The organism is Acidimicrobiia bacterium (assembly GCA_035651955.1).
Taxonomy (GTDB): domain Bacteria; phylum Actinomycetota; class Acidimicrobiia; order IMCC26256; family JAMXLJ01; genus JAMXLJ01.
Genome location: DASRES010000002.1, coordinates 19,478 through 38,923, shown reverse-complemented (window position 1 = coordinate 38,923; position 19,446 = coordinate 19,478). Strand labels below are relative to the sequence as shown.

Here is a 19,446-nt window from a genome sequence, read left to right as displayed (position 1 = left end):
TGCACCCGCGCTCGCGCGCGAGGTCGGTGACGCGCCGGCCCTGCAGCTCCGGGAAGGTCCTCGACTCGGAGACCTCGAACGTGTCCCAGCGCGGCTTCATCGGTGACGTCTCGAGGTCGGCGGCGGCGAGCGCGCGCCACTCGGGGTCGCGGTACGCGGCGAGCCGCACCGCGCGGCTCACCTTCAGCAGCTCGCCGAACACCGTGCCCGTGTTGAGGCTGTACGGATCGGCCAGCGTGAACTGCATCGTGAGCGGTCGCGGCGTGACCTGCGGCCACACCCGTGCGCCGCGGGCGAGACCCTGCTCGTGCAGACCCACGGGTTCGAGGTGCCGGCCGCCCGGGCTCGCGAACAACGGGTAGGTGAAGGGCCGGCCGACTCGCGGCTGCCACTCGTACACGTCGGCGTATGTGCACTGACTCCCCGGCGTGATCAGCACGACGCCCTTGCCCGTCGAGCCCGCCGCGTGGAACAGGGCGTCGACCTCGTCGCGCTCCGCGAAGCGGCTCGGCACGGGCTTGCCGTCCACGCCGCGGTGCGCGTACGAGAAGCTCGTCGAGAACCCTGCGGCCCCGGCTTCGATCGCCTCGCGCACGAGCGCGCACATCTGCGCGATCTCGTCGGTCGTCGCGGCCCGTTCGTACGCCGCGTCGCCGAGGACGTACAGCCGGAGCGCCGAGTGCCCGACGTACGCCGTGAAGTTCAGCACGGTGCCGCGCCGCCCGACCGCGTCGAGGTACTGCGGGAACGTCTCGAACTGCCACGCGATGCCCGCCGACAGCGTCGCCGGATCCATGTCCTCGACGTTCTCGAGCGTGCCGACGATCGCGTCGCGGTGCTCGGGTCGTGTGGGAGCGATCGAGAAGCCGCAGTTCCCCGCGATCACGGTCGTCACGCCGTGCGACGACGACGGTCGCAGCGCGGGGTCCCACAGCACCTGCGCGTCGTAGTGGGTGTGGATGTCGACGAAGCCGGGCGCGACCGCGCAGCCCGAGGCGTCGAGCTCGCGCGCGCCCGAGCCGCGCAGGTCCCCGATCTCGGCGATCATGCCGTCCGCGACGGCGACGTCCGCGACGCGTCCGGGCGCGCCGGTCCCGTCGAACACCGTCCCGCCCCGGACGACGAGATCGACGGTCATCGACCGCCACCGTCGCTCATGTCTCCTCGATCCAGAACTCGGGCATCGTGTCGACGCCGTGCCGTTCGAAGATCGCGTCGATCTCGGCGAGGTCGGCGCCGTCGATCGACCACCCGAGTGCGCCGACGTTGTCCTCGACCTCGCCGACGGTGCGGCACCCCACGAGCGCGGTGCTCACGGCCGGATGCGACGTGGCCCAGCGCAGCGCGAGCTGCGGGACGCTCTTGTCGTAGCGCGCCGCGAGCGCCTTGAGCTCCTCGACCGCGCGGACGTTGTTCGCGAACCGGTCGGGGCCGAAGAGGGCGGCGAACATCTTGATCGAGCCCATGTTCCCCTGTCGCGACCGCCAGTCCTGCCCACCGAACTCGATGTCCTCGGTGAACGTCCCGGTCAGCAGGCCGTACGCGAGCGATCCGTACGCCATGAACCCGACGCCGTGCTGCGCGCAATACGGGAGGATGTCGCGCTGCATCCGCCGGTCGAACATGTTGAACCCGTACTGCACGACGTCGACACGCCGGATCGCCATGCACGCCTCGATCTCCTCGAGCTTGAAGTTCGAGAGGCCGACGAAGCGGACCTTGCCCTCGCGCACGATGTCGTCGAGCGCGCCCATCGTCTCCTCGAACGGCGTGAGGCGGTCGGGCCAGTGCACGAGGTACACGTCGACGTAGTCGGTGCCGAGGTTCTTCAAGCTCTTGTCGATCGACGCGAGCACGCGCGCACGGCTGCTGTCCCGGAGGTTTGGCTTGTCGCGGTAGTTCATGCCGAACTTCGTGACGACGAGGGCCTCGTCGCGACGCCGCCCCAACGCTTGACCGAGGGCCTGCTCGGACGCGCCCATGCCGTACCCCTCGGCGGTGTCGAAGCAGTTGATCCCGAGGTCGAGCGCGCGGCCGACGGCCCGCTCGAACTCGGCCGCCGCGATGTCGCCGTAGCCTCCGCCGATCTCCCAGCACCCGTACCCGACGGCCGAGACGTGGAGGCCCGTACGACCGAACGGGCGGAGCTCCATGCGTGGCTCGCTGCGTGCGTCCATCGGTGTCCTCCCCCGGCGCCCGACGACGTCCAGCGAGACGGCCTGCAGCTAACAGTCGTGTCATTCGTACACGACGACGCTCGTCATTGGGCGGTCGTCGTCATCATGGCACGGTGCGTCGACTAACGGTAGTGTCACCATCGCGATGGCGGCCCCCGGCGCGACCCCGGAACGCACCAGCCCCGAGCGCACACCGCCCGGCGGCGCGGGCGCGGTCCGCCGGGCACCGTTCTCCGACAACCCACGTGTCGGCGCCCGCGGTCAGCGCACCCAACAGCGGATCCTCGATGCCGCGCTGCGCGTCTTCGCGGACGAGGGATACCACGGGGCCAGCGTCGAGCGGATCGCGAGGGTCGCGGGCTGCTCCCGCGTGTCCTTCTACCAGTACTTCGCGAGCAAGGAGGACGTGTTCTTCCACCTCGCAGCGCAGCTCGCGCGTCAGGTGAGCGCGTCCACCGAGGCGCTCGACCTCTTGACGACGGACGCCGACGGGTGGAGCGCGCTGCGCGCGTGGGTCGCCCGCTACGCGGACATCTACGCGCGCTACGAGCCCGTGTTCCACGCGTACGAGGCGGCCGTCGAGAGCGACGAGGACGTCGCCCGCGCGATCGCGCGGACTGGTGAGGACACGGTCGCGCGCATCCGCGCCCGTTTCGTGACGACGACGCTGCCGCCCCGCCAGCTCGATCCCGTCATCCGGTTGCTCCTGCAGGTCGTGAACCACACGTTCGACGTCCTCGGCATCCTGCGGACCGTCGCGCCCGCCGCGTACCCCGACGGGCGGGTCCAGGTCTCGCTCACCGACGTCCTGCACCGGACGCTGTTCGGGGTGCGTGCCGACGTCAACGTCCACGGACCGGACGGGCCGGAACCGCCCGTGCTGCCGTTCGACACGGACACCGCGGCCCTCCTCAGTGGCGGCGACGACGCGCTCGCCGGCAACGGCGACACGAACCGCGCGCTGCACGCGCTCCTGAGGTCCGCGCACGACGTGTTCGTCGAGCGGGGATACCACGGCGCTCGCGTCGACGACCTCGTCGAGGCCGCGGGCGTGTCGCACGGCGCGTTCTACCGTTACTTCCGCAGCAAGGACGAGCTGGCGCGCATCTTGACCGCGCGCGCCAACCAGGCGGTCGCCGCGACGCTCACGGAGCTCCCGGACGTCCTCGGTACCGAGCCGCCAGCGCTCCGGGCCGCGTTGCGGCGCTGGCTCCGCCGCTACAACGCGGCGCACGCGCACGAGGCGGGGATGCTGCGCGTCTGGGTCGACGCCGCGCTGCAGGATCCCGGGCTGCGGGCCGAGTCCGCGCCGCCGCTCGACTGGGGTCGCAGGCGGATCGCGCGCTATCTCCGGCCACGTGACTTCGGTGACGTCGATCTCGACGCGGTGGTGATGGTGGCGCTGCTCGGGGTGTTCGGGCCGCGCCAACGCACGCCGGCCGAGGTCGACGCCGCCGCGCACGTGATCGAGCGTGGGCTGCTGGGCCGCTGAGATGGCGACGGATGACGACGCGCTCCGCGACGAGCTGCGCGGCTGGCTGCGCGCCCATCCGCCGCCGCGCGTCGACGTCGCGACGACGCGCGCGGACGCCGACGTGTTGCGCGAGTGGCAGCGCACGATGCACGCGGGCGGCTGGGTCGCGATCCACTGGCCCGTCGAGTACGGGGGGCGCGGCGCGTCCGTCACGCAGGTGGCGATCTACAACGAGGAGCTCGCGCGAGCCGGCGCGCCGCCGCTCCTCGGTCGGGCCGGCGTCACGCTGGTCGGGCCCACCCTCATGGCGCACGGCACGGCCGAGCAGCGGGCGCGCTGGATGCCGCGCATCCTCGCCGGCGAGGACGTGTGGTGCCAGTTGTTCAGCGAGCCCGGGGCAGGCAGTGATCTCGCGTCACTGTCGGCCCGCGCGAAGAAGTCCGGCGGCGTGTACCGGGTCAACGGGCAGAAGGTCTGGTCGTCGTACGCGACGTTCGCCGACATGGGGATCGCGCTGGTGCGCACGGATCCGGACGCGCCCTCGCACAAGGGCATCTCGATGCTCGCCGTCCCGATGGACGCGCCCGGCGTCGACGTCCGGCCGCTCCGCCAGATCACCGGTGACAGCGAGTTCAACGAGGTGTTCCTCGACGACGTCGAGGTCCCCGTCGCCAACCTGATCGGCCCGGAGCACGAGGGCTGGCGCGTCGCGAACACGACGCTCGGCAACGAGCGGGGCGGCTCGTTCATCTGGCGCGAGCAGGTGCTCGCCGAGGTCGCGATCGAGCGGTTGAGCGCGGCGTGCGTCCAGGCGGGCCTGGACGACGACGCGATCGTGCGCCAGGCGCTCGCGCGGTCGTGGATCGACGTCGAGATCTTCCGCCTGCACAACGGACGCACGCTCGCCCGTCTCGCGCGCGGTGAGGAGATCGGCGCGGAGTCGAGCCTCGTGAAGCTGTTCTGGGCCGGTATGTCGCAGCGGCTCCACGAGGCGGCCGTCGCTGCGCTCGGTCCCGGTGCGTTGGTCGACGACGGCCCGTGGGCGCGCGGGCTGCTGTCCACGCGCGCGAACTCGATCATGGGTGGGACGAGCGAGATTCAGCGGAACGTGATCGCGGAGCGGCTGCTCGCCCTGCCCCGAGAGCGTCGAACGGAGCCAACGTGAGGACCGTCTCCTTCGATCCCGACGAGCTCGTCGATCCGGAGCGCTGGGCCCGGGACGGGTACCCGCATCGCGCGTGGACGGAGCTGCGAGCCGAGGCGCCTGTCGCCCGCTTCGAACCACGCGGCTACGAGCCGTTCTGGGCGATCACGAAGCATGCCGACGTCGTACAGGTGTCGACCCAGCCGCGCCGCTTCTCGAACGCGCGTGGAATCACGCTCGCGCGGGCGAACGCGCCCGAGCTCCCCGTACCCGAGATGGTCGTGCTGTCGGACCCGCCCCGGCACGGCGCGCTCCGTCGCGTCGTCATGCGACGATTCACACCACGCGCCGCCCGGGCGAAGAGGGACGACATCGCGCGCATCGCCGCGAGCATCGTCGAGGACGCGATCCCCCGCGGCGGCTCCGGCGAGATCGACCTCGTCGCGCGACTTGCCGCGCCGTTCCCGCTCGCGGTGATCGCCTGGAGCCTCGGCGTTCCCCGCGACGACTGGGACCTGCTCTTCCGGTGGACGAACGAGGTCATCGGCAAGGACGACCCCGAGTACCGCCGGCCCGGTGAGCGGCCGGGGCAGACGTTCATGCGCGCGCGCCGCGAGCTGCACTCGTACTTCGAGCGGCTCATCGCGGCGCGCCGGGACGACCTGCGCGACGACCTCGTCAGCGATCTCGTCCGTGGCACGGTCGAGGGGGAGCCCCTCACCGCCGATCAGCTCCTCGCCTACTGCGAGCTGCTCGTGGAGGCAGGCAACGAGACGACGCGCAACGCGATCAGCGGTGGGGTGCTCGCGTTCTGCGAGCACCCGGACGAGTGGGAGAAGCTGCGCGGCCGTCGCGAGCACCTGTCCGACGCGGTCGAGGAGATCCTCCGCTGGGTGAGTCCGATCAGCCACTTCACCCGGGTCGCGACCGAGGACTGCACGATTCGCGGCGTCGACATCGCGGCGGGCGACCAGGTGGCGCTCTACTACGCGTCGGCGAACCGTGACGAGGACGTGTTCGACGAGCCGTTCGCGTTCCGCGTCGATCGGCGCCCGAACCAGCATCTCGCGTTCGGGTTCGGCGAGCACTTCTGCATGGGGGCGCAGCTCGCGCGCCTCGAGCTCGAGATCGTGCTCGCGCTCCTGCTCGATCGGGTGGCGTCGTTCGAGCTCGCCGGACCCGTCGAGCGGCTCAGCTCGATCGTCAACGGCAGCATCAAGCACCTCCCGCTGCGCTATCGAACTGGATAGATGCGGCACTCACGTACGCATTGCGTACGTGAGTGCCGCATCTTCCGAACGGAGACGCGATGGCGACGTACGTCCTGGTGCACGGCGGTGGGCACGGTGGCTGGTGCTACGGAAAGGTCGCGCCACTGCTGCGCGCCGCGGGTCACGACGTGCACGCGCCGACCCTGACCGGCCTGGGCGAGCGGGCGCACCTTCTCGGACCGGCGGTCGACCTCGACATGCACGTGCGCGACGTCGTCGCCGTCCTCCACTACGAGGACCTGCGCGACGTGATCCTGGTCGGCCACAGCTACGGCGGGATGGTGATCACCGGTGTCGCCGACCGAGCCGCCGACCGCGTCGGTCGGCTCGTCTACCTGGACGCCGCGAACCCGAGGAACGGGCAGTCGCTCGTCGACGTCGCCGGTCCGGTCATCGAGGCCGTCCGCCCGATGGGTGAGGTCGTCGACGGGGTCGAGCTGGTGCTGCTCCCCGCGCCGGGCGCGGGCCGGTTCTACGGCGTGACCGACGACGCCGACGTCGCGTGGATGGACGACCGACTCACCGGTCACCCGTGGCGGTGCTTCGAGCAGGAGCTCGAGCTGGCGAACGAGGACGCGCTGCAGGCGATCCCGCAGTACCACGTCGTGTGCACGTCGACGCTCGCCACACGCGACCGCGACCTCATGGACAAGGCGCGCGCCGACGGCCGGCTGTGGGAGATCGACACCGGCCACGACCTCATGATCACCGAGCCGCGCGCGGTCGCGGACGCGCTCCTCGAGATCGCCGGCACGTGATGCGGTCAGACGCGGTCGAGCTCGAGCATGCGGATCGCGTTGCCGCGCAGCACCTTGTAGAGCTGCTCGTCGGTGAGGTTCTCGCGGAACTTCTCGATGAACGGCAACGTGTTCGGCCACGTCGTGTCGGTGTGCGGGTAGTCGGTCTCGAAGCAGACGTTGTCCTCGCCGACCGCGTCGATGTTCCGCAACCCGTGCTCGTCGGACGTGAAGCACCCGAAGATGCGCCCGGCGTAGTACGTCGACGGCGGGTCGGGGATCCGCTCCTTCGCCTTGATCCACGCGTCGTGGTGCTCCCACACGGTGTCGGCACGCTCGAGCGCGTAGGGGATCCAGCCGATCTGGCCCTCGCTGTACGCGAGCTTGAGCTTCGGGAAGCGCACGAGCACACCCGAGTACAGCCAGTCGGCGAGGCTCGCCATCGAGTTGTTGAACTGCAGCACGCCCGCGACGCCGGGCGGCGCGTCAGGCGACGCGATGGGCATCTTCGACGACGACCCGATGTGCATGCACAGCGTGACGCCGAGGTCGTTGCAGCGCGCGAACAGCGGGTCCCACACGCCGGTGTGGATCGACGGCAGGCCGAGATGGGTCGGGATCTCGCTGAAGCAGATCGCGTGACAACCCTTCGCCGCGATGCGCTCGACCTCCTTCGCCGCGAGGTCGGCGTCCCACATCGGGATCAGGCACAGCGGGATGTTGAACCCGTCGCTGTCCCCGCACCACTCGTCGATCATCCAGTCGTTGTACGCCTCGACGCACGCGAGGCCGAGATCCTTGTCGTTGCCCTCGAGGAACGTCTGGCCGCAGAAGCGCGGGAACGTCGGGAACGGCAACGACCCGTCGCACCCTGCGAGCTCGAGGTCCTGCTTGCGCGCCTTCGGGTCGTAGCAACCGGGCCGCATCTCGTCGTACGTCATGGCGATCATGTCCATGACGCTCGAGTCGAACTTCGACACGTCACCACCCGGTGTCGCGTCGAGCGGGATCGCGACGAACCGCTTCTGCACGTAGATGACGCGGTCCTCGTAGACCCAGTAGTCGCCGGGCTGGCCGCCCTCGACCTGCTGCTGGTCGTAGACCGCGCCGGGGCGCAGGCGGAAGTCGCCCCACGTGCCGCGTTCGACCCGTGGTCCCTTCTCGCGGAACCTCTGCGGGAGGTACGTCTGCCAGACGTGCGGGGGCTCCACGACGTGGTCGTCGACGCTGATGATCTTCGGGAGGTCGGCCATGGCGGGATAGCTTACCTGACACCGGCGTCAGGTACGGGGGTCGCGTGGCGCGGGGACGGCATCGCGTCTACCGTGCGCCGGAAACGCCGTACTCGTTCGAGTAGAACATGTCTTCCGCACGTCGCGTGCGTGAGACGGATCCGGGGGGAGACTGAGTGATGGCGACCCATGCATGTCGCGGCGGGGACGGTCGGCGCCCGCGCCTGTCGATGCGTGTCCGCTCGATCGCCGTGGTCGCGGTGGTCGCCGCGGTCGCGGCGTCGTGCTCCAACTCGAGCTCGGGGAAGGCCAAGAGCACGACGACCTCGTCGAGCGGCGGCTCGCCGACGTCGATCAAGTCCGGGAACTTCCCGCAGCTGAACGAGCCGGGCGTCACGCCCACCGAGATCCGGGTCAGCGGGGTCGCCGCGACCACGAACGTTCTCGGCGCGGCGTACGGCTCGTTCTTCGACGGCGTCCAGGCCTACTTCAACATGATCAACTCGCAGGGCGGGATGTACGGGCGGAAGCTCGTCATCGTCGCCCGCCACGACGACCAGATGACCCAGAACCGCCGCGAGGTCGAGGCGATCATCGACCAGGACAACGCCTTCGCGGTGATCCCGGTCGCGACCAACGTGGCGTTCAGCGGCGCGCCGCTGCTCGCGCAGGCCGGCATCCCGACGTTCGGCTGGGGCATCAACGCGGAGTGGACGGGACCGCCGAACCTCTTCGGGTCCGTCGGCGCGCTGTGCAATGGTTCCGGGTGCCCGTCGCCGCTGCTGCCGTACGCGGCGTGGAAGCTCGGCAAGAAGAACCTCGGCGTGCTCGCGTACAACGTGGCGGCATCGGCCGACTGCATGGACGGCATCAAGGCGAGCTTCGAGAAGTACCCCGTCGCCAAGCTGGCGTACACGACCAAGGCGCTGTCGTTCGGCGTGACGGACATGAGCGCGGACGTGAAGCGGATGATCGACGCGCACGTCGACTTCGTGACGACGTGCATGGACAACAACGGCGTGCTCACGCTGGCCCGTGAGATGCGTCAGCAGGGGCTCAACGTCCCCATCTACCTTCCGAACGCGTACGACCACGACTTCATGTCGAAGAACGCCGGCTTCTTCAACGGCTCGATCGTCATCGTGCAGGAGGCGCCGCTCGAGACGAACCCGAAGTTCCCGGCCCTCAACCAGTACCTCGACTGGATGAAGAAGTCGAACTACCAGACGACTGAGTACACGGCGATCGGCTGGGGACTCGCGCAGCTGTTCGTCACCGGGCTGAAGGGCGCCGGACCGACCTTCACGCGCCAGAAGGTCGTCGACTACCTCAACACGCTGACCGACTGGAACGCCGACGGCATGATGCTGCCGGTCGACTGGACCAAGCAGCACACCGACTTGCACTACCCACGCCAGTGCATCGGCTACCTGAAGGTCGAGAACGGCAAGTTCGTCCCGATCTGGAGCACGCCCGGGAAGCCGTTCCTGTGCTGGGACCCGCTGCCGACGAGCATCCCGAGCTCGAAGCCGGTGCCGACGCTGTAGCGACGGTCCGAGTCAGCGCGACGCGTCGAGCGGGCCTGCCGGTGTGATCGCCGGCAGGCCCGCCGTCGCGAGGATGCCGGGCGCCGCCGCACAGACGTACGGGATCGCGTTCACCGGACGGTTCGCGGTGTACGCGGGCGTGAACGACCCGAGCTCGTCGAGCGGGATCGGGAACGCGAGCGTGACGTCGAGCGGCGCGTCGCCGTGGATCTGCACGCGCCACCCCGTCCCGCGGAGATCCCACGCGGGGTCGACGTCGGTCGTGCAGTACCAGTTGACGGTGAACCGCACGACCTCGTCGCCCCGGCTGCGCCCGACCATCGCGGTGCGTTGCGCGCCGACCGTGCCGGCCGGGATCTCACCCGCGGCGATCGTCGTCGCCGCGCGCGTGACCGCGACCTCGCCGTCGGACGCCCAGTCGTCGACGGGCCGGCCGGCCGCGGCGGCCAGGTCGTCGAGCGCGGGGCCGAACTCCGCGAGGAGGGCGGACGCGCGCCGCGGGTCGAACGCCTCCGGAGGCTGACCGAAGCCCATCTGCCGGAACACCATGTGGGGCGAGTCGCGACGGGACAGGTCGGCGAACTCGGCGATCTCGATCGAGTCGACCCGGCGCTGCAACGACAGCAGCGCGAACGGGAGCGCGTCGGTGATGAAGCCGGGACTGCTGCCGGTCGCGTACACGGACGTGTTGCCACACGCGCACGCGTCGAGCACACGCGCACGCGCCGCCTCGCCGAGGCGGTGCCCGCCGGCCAGGAGCTCGCCGCGCGTCGTGACGACGTTCGACCCCGACTCGAGGAGCGCGACGACGTCGTCGAGGACGAAGTGTCGCGGCATGTGGAGCACGCAGTCGGCGTGCAACGCGACGATCGCCGACGGATCGTCGGTCGCCGCCACGCCGACGGGCTCCTCGCCGCACAGCGTCCCCGCGTCGACACCGACCTTCGCAGGGTCGTACACGAGCACGCCGACGAGCTCGAGCGACGGGTGACGGATCACCTCGCGCAGCGCGCGCGTCCCGATGTTGCCCGTCGCCCACTGGACGACGCGGAAGCGGCGTTCCGCCACGTCAGGTCGTCGCGGCGGGCTCGGCGAACGTCTTGCGCTCGAGGAACTCGTCGAGCCCGGCCGCACCCATCTCGCGCCCGATCCCGGACTGCCGGTAGCCGCCGAACGGGGCGTCGGGCCCGTAATACACGCCGCCGTTCACGCTCATCGTCCCCGCGCGGATCCGGCGGGCGACGCCGAGCGCGCGCTCGCGGTCGCCGCTGAGGACGGAGCCGGACAGCCCGTAGATCGAGTTGTTCGCCACGCGCACGGCGTCGTCGTCGCCGTCGTGCGGGAGCACGACGAGCACCGGACCGAACAGCTCCTCCTGCGCGACCGCGGAGTCCTCGCCGGCCCCGACCAGCAGGGTCGGCTCGTAGAAGAAGCCCTTGGGGAGGTGCTCGGGCACCCGCCCACCGGTGACGGCCTTCGCACCCTCGGCGACGGCGCGGTCGACGTAGCCGGCGACCTTCTCCCGCTGCCGCGCGCTGATGAGCGGGCCCATCATGTTCGCGGGGTCGGCGGGGTCGCCGTAGGGGATGCTCTCGAGCGTGGTGCGCGCGACGTCGACGACCTCGTCCAGCTTGTCGCGCGGCACGACGAGCCGCGAGGTGATCGCGCAGCCTTGGCCGGCGTGCGACGTCGCCGCGTACGCGCAGAACAAGCCGGCCATCGCGGGATCACCGTCGTCGAGGAGCACGAACGCGGACTTGCCGCCCAGCTCGAGGAAGACGCGCTTCACCGTCGCGCTGGCGGCGCTCATGATCTGGCGGCCCACCGCGGTGGAGCCGGTGAACGAGATCACGTCGACGTCGGGATCGGTCGTCAGCTCGGCGCCGACCGCGTTGTCCGACGATGCGAGCACGTTCACCACGCCGGGCGGGATGTCGGTCGCGTCCGCCACGAGACGGCCGAGCGCGAGCGTCGCCCACGGCGTGTCGGGTGCGCCCTTCAGCACGACCGTGCAACCTGCGGCGAGCGCGGGGGCGAGCTTCGCGAGCGCGAGCTGGATCGGGTAGTTGTACGCGGTGATCGCGGCGACGACGCCGGCCGCCTCCTTCTCGATCCAACGGTGGTGCCGGCCCGCGAAGGTGTCGCGGTCGCCGAGGTCCTCGACGAACTCGTAGCCCTCGAGCAGGTCGGCGTACCACCCGACGACGTCGATCGGCGCCTCGAGCTGCGGGCCACCCGTGCTCGACACGGGCGCGCCCACCTCCTGGACGAGGATCTCGCGCACGTGCTCGACCTCGTCGCGCAGCGCCTGCTCGAGCTGGCGCAGGCACCGGACCCGGAGCGCGTGATCACGCGACCAGTCGGTGGTGTCGAACGCGCGCCGCGCCGCAGCGATCGCCCGTCGCGCGTCGCCGACCGACGCGTCGGCCGCGGTGCCGAGCACCTCCTCGGTCGCGGGCGCGATCGTCTCGTACGTCGCGCCGTGCTCGGCCCCGACGAGCTCGCCGTCGACGAGCAGACGGTCCTCGTGCCAGATCGTCACGGCATGACCACCCTTGGTCGTGTACGGGGGGACGGTTACGGTAGATGAGAATGCTTCTCTCCGCCAGCGTGTGCCCCGTTTCCAGATGAGCGCGGTTCCGGATGAGCGCGGTTTCCGCATGAGCGCGGCTTGCGACCTCGCCGAGTACCGATCCGAGCTCCACGCCTGGCTCGACGCGCACCACGACGAGCTCGCGCCCCGCTACACGCCGCCCGGCGAGCTCGACGACCACGTCGCGCAGATGCAACGGGTGAAGGCGATCCTCTTCGACGCAGGTTGGATGCGGTACGGCTGGCCCGAGCGCGTCGGTGGTCTCGGCGGGTCCCCGATGATGCGCACCGAGCTCGGCGCCGCGCTCGCGGGTCGTGGGCTCGCGGACCCGGGTCTGTTCTCGCTCATCGAGGTGCTCGCGCCGACGCTGATCGACTTCGCGCCGCCCGACCTCGCGGCGGACGTCGTGCCGCGCCTGCTCTCGGGCGCGGAGCTGTGGTGCCAGGGCTTCTCCGAGCCCGGAACGGGCAGCGACCTCGCGTCGCTGAGCTGCCGGGCGACGCCCCGTGGAGACCCCGCGACCGCGCGGACCTGGGTCGTCAACGGGCAGAAGGTGTGGACCAGCCTCGCCCAGTACTCCGACCGGTGCGTCCTGCTCACCCGTACCGGCACGATTGAGGCCCGCCACCGGGGCATCACCGCGTTCTTCGTCGACATGGACACGCCCGGGATCACGGTGTCGCCGATCGAGATGATCAACGGCGAGCGCGAGTTCGCCGAGGTGTTCTTCGACGACGTCACGGTCCCCGCCGACCGCATGCTGGGCGAGCTGAACGGCGGGTGGGCCGTCGCGATGAGCATCCTGCCGTACGAGCGGTCGTCGTGCTTCTGGCAACGCATCGCGTACCTCTACCGACGGCTGCAGCTCCTCGTCGAGAGCGCGCCGTCCGACGACGACCGGACCGCCGAGATCGTCGGCGACGCGTTCGTCCACCTGCACGCGCTGCGCGCCCGTTCCCGGGTCACGCAGCACCGCCTCGCAGCAGGCGAGACGCTCGGCGCCGAGACGTCGATCGACAAGGTCCTCGTCGCGACGGGCGAGCAGGTGACGTTCGACGCCGCGCGTCGCCTGCTCCCCGGCGTGATCGAGACCGACGACGGCTCCGTCGGCGAGATGTGGCGCAACGAGTACCTGTACTCGCGCGCGGCGACCATCTACGGGGGCACCGCCGAGGTGCAACGCAACATCATCGCCCGTCGCCTGCTCGACCTCGGGAGCGACGAGTGATGGACGCCGCCGAACGATCGCTCCTTGCGGAGACCGTGCGCGACGCCGTCGACCGTGCGTGCGCGGACGGCAACGCGAGCGTGGACGGCGCGCTCGCGGAGCTCGGCTGGCTGGAGATGCTCGAGGCCGAGCCGCGCGACGCGATCGCGATCGTCTTCGACGTGCTCGGTGCGGCGAACGCGACGGCGACCGCGCTCGACGACGTCGTCGCCTGCGCGCTCGGGGTGCCACCACGCCCCGACCTCGCGGTGCTGCTCCCGCCGTTCGGCTCCTGGAACCGGCCGGTGGACGGGCGCGGGCTGGCGACCGACCGGATCACGACGGCGCGCCGCCTGCTCGTCGCGTGCGAGGCCGGGATCGCCACCGTCGCACCGAGCGCGACGGAGATGACGCCGGTGCACGGCGTCGACCCGTGCGCCGGGCTGCACCTCGTACGCGTCGACGTCGACGGCGCGGACGTCACGCCGCTCGACGACTGCGCGTGGGATGCGGCCGTCGCGCTCGGCCGGCGGGCCGTCGCGCACCAGATCCTCGGCGCGGCGCGGACGATGCTCGGGCTCGCTCGCGCGCACGCGATCGAACGCGTGCAGTTCGGCCGGCCCGTCGCGCGCTTCCAGGCGGTGCGCCACCGGTTGGCCGAGGCGCTCGTGGCGGTCGAGTCCCTCGATGCCGCGCTCGTCGCGGCCGCGGACGAGCCCGGCCCCGAGACGGCCGCGCTCGCGAAGGCGATCGCGGGGCGCACCGCGAGAACCGTCGCCGCGCACTGCCAGCAGGTGCTGGCGGGGATCGGGTTCACGACCGACCACCCGTTCCACCGGTACCTCAAGCGGACGCTCGCGCTCGACGGGCTGCTCGGGTCGTCGGACCGCGTCGTGATCGACGTCGGCCACCGGCTGCTCGCGCAGCGCCACGTCCCCACGCTGATCGAGCTCTGACCGTCGGCCGGGCCGTCAGCTCGTGAGCTCGCGCAGCAGATCCGTGGTGCGGTGTCGCGACGCGCGCCCGTCGTCGCCGACGGGGAACACCGCGGCCCAGATGTCGGTGGCACCCGCGTCGAGGAGCCCTTGCAGCTGCGCACGGACCGCGGCCTCGTCGCCGACGATGACGGCGTCGGCCGGCCCGTCCGCGCCACCGATCTCGAGGATGCGCCGGTAGTTCGGCAACGTCCCGTATCCCGCGAACATCGACGCCGCCACTGCGCGCGCCTCCCCTTCGTCGTCGTGCACCGCGACCGGGAGGCCCGCGACGATCCGCGGCGCCGGCCGTCCTGCGTCCCTCGCCGCCGCGGTGATGCGGGGCGCGACGTGCGTCTCGATGGCGCGCGCGGGCGCCATCCAGAGCACGGTCCCGTCCGCGACCTCGCCCGCGACGCGCAACAGGCGCGGCGCGAGCGCGGACACGAGCACCGGGACCGTGTGCGCGACGCGCGCCATCCGACCGTCGCTGTGGACCGTCCAGTCGTCGCCGTCGAAGTCGATCGCCTCGCCGCGCAACAGCGCGGTGACGATCCGCACGTACTCCTCCGTGCTGCGACCGGGATGGTCGTACGACATCCCGTAGACGCCGCGGACCACCGACTCGTGCGACGGCCCGATCCCGAGCGTGAACCCGGCGCGTCCCATCGCGGACACGACCGACGCAACGCGGTTCGCCTGCAGCAGCGGATGGCAGGTGTACGTCTGCAGGACGGCGGTCCCGAGCTCGATCGACGACGTCGCCCGTCCCGCGCACGCCATCGCGACGAGCGGATCACCCGCGATCGCACTCGCGAACCACAGCGCCCGGAACCCGTCCGCCTCCGCCCGCTCGGCCTGCTCGACGATCCGCTCGAGCGACGAACCGCCGCCGGTCAACCCGATCCGCATGCCAGCCTCCTCGTCCCGGTGCATGATCGTCGCCGCTCGACCACCCCGCCGTTGGGACACTTTCGCGTCGTATGGCCGACAAACCGTCCCAACGCGGCGGCGCTCGGCGGCGATTGCGGCGGCGATTGCGGCGGAAACGACGCTCTCATAGCATGCAAAGCTGGTAATCAGGAGGACCGATGCAGGACGTGCTCGCAGGAATCCGCGTCGTGGAGGTCGCGGCGTGGACGTTCGTGCCGATCTCGGGCTCGGTGCTCGCCGAGTGGGGCGCCGACGTGATCAAGATCGAGCACCCGGCGACCGGCGACCCCCAGCGCGGCCTCGTGTCGTCCGGGCTCGTCCCCGGCGCCGGCGGCGTGAACTTCATGTTCGAGGTGCCCAACCGGGGAAAGCGGTCGGTCGGCCTCGACCTGTCGACCGACGGCGGACGCGAGCTCCTGTACCGGCTGTGCGAGACCGCCGACGTCTTCGTGACGAGCTACCTGCCCAGCGTCCGCAAGCGGCTCCGCATCGACGTCGACGACATCCGGGCCCGCAACCCGAACATCGTCTACGTCCGCGGGTCGGGCCAGGGCCCGCGTGGTGACGAGGCCGACCGGGGCGGGTTCGACGGCGCGTCGTACTGGGCGCGCGCGGGCCTCGCGATGGCGTTCAAGAGCCCCGCGTCGGAGTGGCCCGGCGACCAACGTCCCGCGTTCGGCGACGTGCTCGGCGGTCTCACCATCGCGGGCGGCATCGCGGCCGCGCTGGTCCGTCGCGAGCGGACGGGCACGCCGTCGGTCGTGGACGTCTCGTTGCTCGCGATGGGGTTGTGGAACCTCGGCCCCGACGTGACGTCCGCGAAGCTCTACGAGGGTGTGGAGCTCCCGTCGTTCGACCGCGACTCGATCCCCAACCCGCTCGTCGGCACGTACCCGACGAAGGACGGGCGCTTCATCGCGCTGATGCTGCTGCAGGCCGACCGCTTCTGGCCCGACCTGTGCGCGCACCTGGACCGCCCCGACCTCGTCGACGACCCGCGCTTCAAGGATGCCGCCGCGCGCTACGAGAACCGGCGCGAGTGCATCCAGCTGCTGCGCGAGATCTTCCGTACGCGGACGTACGCCGAGTGGTGCGAGCGCTTCCGCGACCTCGAAGGTGTGTGGGCACCGCTGCAGACGCCGCTCGAGGTCCACGACGACCCCCAGGCGATCGCGAACGGCTACCTCGAGCGCATCACGACGGCGAGCGGCGCCGAGTTCGCGCTGCCTGCGAATCCCGTGCAGTTCGACGAGACGCCGGCGTCCGTGCGCGGCGCACCCGAGCACGGCGAGCACACCGACGAGGTGCTGCTGGAGCTGGGCCTCACCTACGACGAGATCCTGGAGCACAAGGTGTCAGGAGCCGTGCTGTGAGCGACGCCTCGGGCGACTTCGACGCGATCGACTTCTTCACCGACCAGTCGGTCGTCGCCGACCCGTATCCCTACTTCGAGCATCTCCGCACCAGGTGCCCGGTGCAGCGCGAGTCGCACCACGACGTCGTGATGGTGACGGGGTACGACGAGGCGATCGCCGTCTACCACGACACCGACGTGTTCTCGTCGTGCAACGCGGTGACGGGACCCTTCCCGGGCTTCCCGGTCCCGCTCGAGGGTGACGACGTGAGCGCGCTCATCGAGGCGCACCGCGACGCGCTGCCCTTCAACGACCAGATCACGACGATGGACCCGCCGAAGCACACGGCGCACCGCGCGCTGCTGATGCGCCTGATCACGCCGAAGCGGCTGAAGGAGAACGAGGCGTTCATGTGGCGGCTCGCCGACCGCCAGATCGACGAGTTCCTCGCGCGCGGCGAGTGCGAGCTCATCAGCGAGTTCGGCCAGCCGTTCGCGATGCTCGTCGTCGCCGACCTGCTCGGTGTGCCCGAGGCCGACCACGGCGCGTTCCGCGAGCGGCTCGCCGCCAAGCACCCCGGCAACGTCATCGGCCGGAGCGGCCACGAGCAGGGCATGGTCCACAACCCGCTCGAGTTCCTCTATGACCGGTTCACGACCTACATCGAGGAGCGCCGGCGCGAGCCGCGCGACGACGTCATGACCGGGCTCGCGACCGCGACGTTCCCGGACGGGTCGATGCCCGAGGTGATCGACGTCGTGCGCATCGCGACGAACCTCTTCGCGGCCGGTCAGGAGACGACGGTTCGGCTGTTCGGCACCGCGCTGCAGCTCGTCGCCGAGCGTCCCGACCTGCAGCAGCTGCTGCGCGACGAGCGCGACCGCATCCCGAACTTCGTCGAGGAGTGCCTGCGCTACGAGAGCCCGGTGAAGGGCGACTTCCGGCTGTCACGGGTCCCGACGAACGTCGGCGGGGTCGACCTGCCTGCGGGCACGACGGTCATGGTGCTGAACGGCGCCGCGAACCGTGACCCGCGCCGCTACGAGCGGCCGGACGACTTCGACGTCGATCGGGCGAACGCGCGGACGCACCTGTCGTTCGGGCACGGCATCCACACGTGCCCGGGCGCGCCGCTCGCGCGCGCGGAGGCACGCGTGGGGCTGGAGCGGCTCCTCGACCGGATGGCCGACATCCGCATCTCCGAGCGCGCGCACGGTCCCGCCGGCGCACGGCACTACGACTACGTGCCGACATTCGTGCTGCGCGGCGTGACGGAGCTCCACCTGGAGTTCACGCCGGCGGGCTGAGCTTCCCGGTCAACGCCTGCATCGCGGCGTACTCACGCTCGATCGCGGCGCGCGCGATCTCGGCGCGCCCGGCGGTCAGCAACCGCTTCGTCGCCGCGACCGCGGCCGGGTCGTGGGCCGCGATCGCGGCCGCGGCCTGCTGCGTCGCGTCGCCGAGGTCGTCGTCGGGCACGACGCGCCAGGCGAATCCCATCGCGAGCGCGCCGGGCGCGTCGATCCACTCGCTCGACAGCATCGCCCACACGGCATCGCTCCCGCGCGCCCGCGCGGGGAGCAGCGCGGAGCTGCCCGCCTCGGGGACGATGCCGAGCGACGTGAACGGCAGGCGCAGGCGGGCGGACTCCGCCATCAGCACCAGGTCGCAGTACAGCAGCACGGTCGCGCCGAACCCGACCGCGAGCCCGTTCACCGCCGCGAGGATCGGCTTCGAGCACGCCTCGAGCGCGCCGAGCAGCGCGGGGAACTCGATCGCGGCGAGCTCGCGCTCGCGTTCCGACGCGGTCCCGTCGACGAGCGACCGGTCCGCACCCGCCGAGAACGCGCGCCCGTGGCCCGTGAGCACGACGGCCCGGACGCCGTCGTCACCCGCGATACGCTCGACCCGCTCGCGCAACGAGACGTAGTCGTCGGCCGTGAACGCGTTCAGCCGTTCGGGCCGGTCGAACGTCAGCCACGTGACGCGGTCGCGCAGCTCCTCGCGGATCACGCGTCCCTCAACGGCCGAGGAAGCGGTCGACGTTGGCCCGGAGGTCGTCGGTGTCGAACGACTGCGTCTCCGACGCCATGGCGAAGTCGATCGTCGCGAGCACGGCGCGTTCGAGGTGCAGGTTGAGGACGCGCTTGGTCGCCTCGACGGCCTGCCGCGGCAGCCCGGCGATCTTGTGCGCGGCCGCGAGCGCGGCGGGCAGCACCTCGCCGTCGGGACACACGTGGTTGGCGAGCCCGATCTCGGCCGCGCGCGTCGCGGTGATCCGCTCGCCCGTGAACGCGTACTCCTTGGCGATCAGCAGGCTCGTGTGCAGCGGCCACGTGAGCGGTCCGCCGTCGGCGGCGACGAGCCCGACCGTCACGTGCGGATCGGACAGGTACGCGGACTCCGCCATGTAGACGACGTCCGACAGCGCGATCACGCTGCACCCGAGCCCGACCGCGGGCCCGTTCACCGCGGCGACGACGGGCACCCGGCACCGGATCATCTCGAGCACGAGCTCGCGACCCTCGGCGATCGTGCGTTCGCGCAGCGCGCGGTCCTTCGCCATCCGGTCGAGGAGGTCGAAGTCGCCACCGGCCGAGAACGCGCGCCCTTCGCCGGTGATGACTGCCGCGCGCGCGTCGACGTCCGCGCTGAGTTGCGGCCACACGCGCGCGAGCGCGAGGTGCACGTCGTCGTTGACCGCGTTGAGCTGGTCCGGACGCGACAGCGTGACGACGCGGACCGGGCCGTCGGCCTCGACGCGCACGACGTCGGGAAGGTCGTAGTCCACCGTTGCTCCTC

General features: G+C 71.3%; 17 protein-coding genes. 9 read left to right on the top strand and 8 right to left on the bottom strand.

The window, feature by feature from the left end:
• Positions 1 to 1,138 (bottom strand): amidohydrolase family protein (locus VFC33_00895; protein HZR11780.1); only part of this gene is annotated, 1,138 nt, incomplete at its 3' end.
• A 16-nt stretch (positions 1,139 to 1,154) separates the two neighbouring features.
• Complete coding sequence (locus tag VFC33_00890; GenBank protein ID HZR11779.1) at positions 1,155 to 2,177, bottom strand: aldo/keto reductase; 1,023 nt, start codon at positions 2,175 to 2,177, stop codon at positions 1,155 to 1,157.
• A 145-nt stretch (positions 2,178 to 2,322) separates the two neighbouring features.
• Between VFC33_00890 and VFC33_00885 the strand changes: the two genes are divergently transcribed.
• Genes VFC33_00885 through VFC33_00870 form a run of 4 tightly spaced genes read left to right on the top strand, consistent with a single transcriptional unit; the run spans position 2,323 to position 6,824 of the window.
• On the top strand, positions 2,323 to 3,669 hold the full coding sequence (locus VFC33_00885) for a TetR/AcrR family transcriptional regulator (GenBank protein ID HZR11778.1): 1,347 nt from the start codon (positions 2,323 to 2,325) through the stop codon (positions 3,667 to 3,669).
• Position 3,670: 1 nt separating this feature from the next.
• Positions 3,671 to 4,816, top strand: coding sequence for an acyl-CoA dehydrogenase family protein (locus VFC33_00880; protein ID HZR11777.1), 1,146 nt, complete (start codon positions 3,671 to 3,673; stop codon positions 4,814 to 4,816).
• A complete protein-coding gene (locus VFC33_00875) occupies positions 4,813 to 6,045 on the top strand; it encodes a cytochrome P450 (GenBank protein ID HZR11776.1) in 1,233 nt (410 codons plus the stop codon). Before VFC33_00880 ends, VFC33_00875 begins: the two co-directional genes overlap by 4 nt.
• 59 nt (positions 6,046 to 6,104) lie before the next feature.
• Positions 6,105 to 6,824 carry an alpha/beta hydrolase gene (locus VFC33_00870; protein ID HZR11775.1) on the top strand — a complete coding sequence of 240 codons (720 nt, stop codon included), beginning with the start codon at positions 6,105 to 6,107 and terminating at the stop codon, positions 6,822 to 6,824.
• 5 nt (positions 6,825 to 6,829) lie between these two features.
• Here VFC33_00870 and VFC33_00865 read toward each other — a convergent pair whose 3' ends face one another.
• Positions 6,830 to 8,056 (bottom strand): amidohydrolase family protein, encoded by a 1,227-nt coding sequence (locus tag VFC33_00865; GenBank protein ID HZR11774.1) that lies wholly within the window; start codon positions 8,054 to 8,056, stop codon positions 6,830 to 6,832.
• A gap of 230 nt (positions 8,057 to 8,286) precedes the next feature.
• On the opposite strand from VFC33_00865, the gene VFC33_00860 reads away from it, so the two are divergent.
• Positions 8,287 to 9,582 carry an ABC transporter substrate-binding protein gene (locus VFC33_00860; protein HZR11773.1) on the top strand — a complete coding sequence of 432 codons (1,296 nt, stop codon included), beginning with the start codon at positions 8,287 to 8,289 and terminating at the stop codon, positions 9,580 to 9,582.
• A 12-nt stretch (positions 9,583 to 9,594) separates the two neighbouring features.
• On the opposite strand, the gene VFC33_00855 is transcribed toward VFC33_00860, so the two are convergent.
• Positions 9,595 to 10,650: a dihydrodipicolinate reductase gene (locus tag VFC33_00855; protein HZR11772.1), complete on the bottom strand. Its 1,056-nt coding sequence runs from the start codon at positions 10,648 to 10,650 to the stop codon at positions 9,595 to 9,597.
• 1 nt (position 10,651) lies between these two features.
• Positions 10,652 to 12,124 carry an aldehyde dehydrogenase family protein gene (locus VFC33_00850; GenBank protein ID HZR11771.1) on the bottom strand — a complete coding sequence of 491 codons (1,473 nt, stop codon included), beginning with the start codon at positions 12,122 to 12,124 and terminating at the stop codon, positions 10,652 to 10,654.
• A 118-nt stretch (positions 12,125 to 12,242) separates the two neighbouring features.
• Between VFC33_00850 and VFC33_00845 the strand changes: the two genes are divergently transcribed.
• Positions 12,243 to 13,403 (top strand): acyl-CoA dehydrogenase family protein, encoded by a 1,161-nt coding sequence (locus VFC33_00845; GenBank protein HZR11770.1) that lies wholly within the window; start codon positions 12,243 to 12,245, stop codon positions 13,401 to 13,403.
• Positions 13,403 to 14,338, top strand: a complete 936-nt coding sequence (locus VFC33_00840) for an acyl-CoA dehydrogenase family protein (GenBank protein HZR11769.1) — start codon at positions 13,403 to 13,405, stop codon at positions 14,336 to 14,338. The genes VFC33_00845 and VFC33_00840 overlap by 1 nt, the downstream gene beginning before the upstream one ends.
• A 15-nt stretch (positions 14,339 to 14,353) precedes the next feature.
• Here VFC33_00840 and VFC33_00835 read toward each other — a convergent pair whose 3' ends face one another.
• The gene (locus tag VFC33_00835) at positions 14,354 to 15,268 is read right to left on the bottom strand and encodes a TIGR03564 family F420-dependent LLM class oxidoreductase (protein HZR11768.1); all 915 of its coding nucleotides are present in this window, start codon (positions 15,266 to 15,268) and stop codon (positions 14,354 to 14,356) included.
• 179 nt (positions 15,269 to 15,447) lie between these two features.
• Between VFC33_00835 and VFC33_00830 the strand changes: the two genes are divergently transcribed.
• A complete protein-coding gene (locus VFC33_00830) occupies positions 15,448 to 16,662 on the top strand; it encodes a CoA transferase (GenBank protein ID HZR11767.1) in 1,215 nt (404 codons plus the stop codon).
• A complete protein-coding gene (locus VFC33_00825; GenBank protein HZR11766.1) occupies positions 16,659 to 17,951 on the top strand; it encodes a cytochrome P450 in 1,293 nt (430 codons plus the stop codon). The genes VFC33_00830 and VFC33_00825 overlap by 4 nt, the downstream gene beginning before the upstream one ends.
• Here the strand turns inward: VFC33_00825 and VFC33_00820 are convergent.
• Both VFC33_00820 and VFC33_00815 read right to left on the bottom strand, forming a co-directional pair.
• On the bottom strand, positions 17,935 to 18,657 hold the full coding sequence (locus tag VFC33_00820) for an enoyl-CoA hydratase/isomerase family protein (protein ID HZR11765.1): 723 nt from the start codon (positions 18,655 to 18,657) through the stop codon (positions 17,935 to 17,937). The two genes, VFC33_00825 and VFC33_00820, sit on opposite strands and share 17 nt — an antisense overlap.
• Before the next feature lie 7 nt (positions 18,658 to 18,664).
• The gene (locus tag VFC33_00815; GenBank protein HZR11764.1) at positions 18,665 to 19,435 is read right to left on the bottom strand and encodes an enoyl-CoA hydratase/isomerase family protein; all 771 of its coding nucleotides are present in this window, start codon (positions 19,433 to 19,435) and stop codon (positions 18,665 to 18,667) included.
• Positions 19,436 to 19,446: the final 11 nt, after the last annotated feature.

Excerpts from the sequence above, each read along its gene's own strand:
- VFC33_00830 (HZR11767.1), top strand. The coding sequence starts at position 15,448 with ATGCAGGACGTGCTCGCAGGAATCCGCGTCGTGGAGGTCGCGGCGTGG.
- VFC33_00865 (HZR11774.1), bottom strand. The coding sequence starts at position 8,056 with ATGGCCGACCTCCCGAAGATCATCAGCGTCGACGACCACGTCGTGGAG.
- VFC33_00845 (HZR11770.1), top strand. The coding sequence starts at position 12,243 with ATGAGCGCGGCTTGCGACCTCGCCGAGTACCGATCCGAGCTCCACGCC.
- VFC33_00835 (HZR11768.1), bottom strand. The coding sequence starts at position 15,268 with ATGCGGATCGGGTTGACCGGCGGCGGTTCGTCGCTCGAGCGGATCGTC.
- VFC33_00840 (HZR11769.1), top strand. The coding sequence starts at position 13,403 with ATGGACGCCGCCGAACGATCGCTCCTTGCGGAGACCGTGCGCGACGCC.
- VFC33_00890 (HZR11779.1), bottom strand. The coding sequence starts at position 2,177 with ATGGACGCACGCAGCGAGCCACGCATGGAGCTCCGCCCGTTCGGTCGT.
- VFC33_00880 (HZR11777.1), top strand. The coding sequence starts at position 3,671 with ATGGCGACGGATGACGACGCGCTCCGCGACGAGCTGCGCGGCTGGCTG.
- VFC33_00870 (HZR11775.1), top strand. The coding sequence starts at position 6,105 with ATGGCGACGTACGTCCTGGTGCACGGCGGTGGGCACGGTGGCTGGTGC.
- VFC33_00885 (HZR11778.1), top strand. The coding sequence starts at position 2,323 with ATGGCGGCCCCCGGCGCGACCCCGGAACGCACCAGCCCCGAGCGCACA.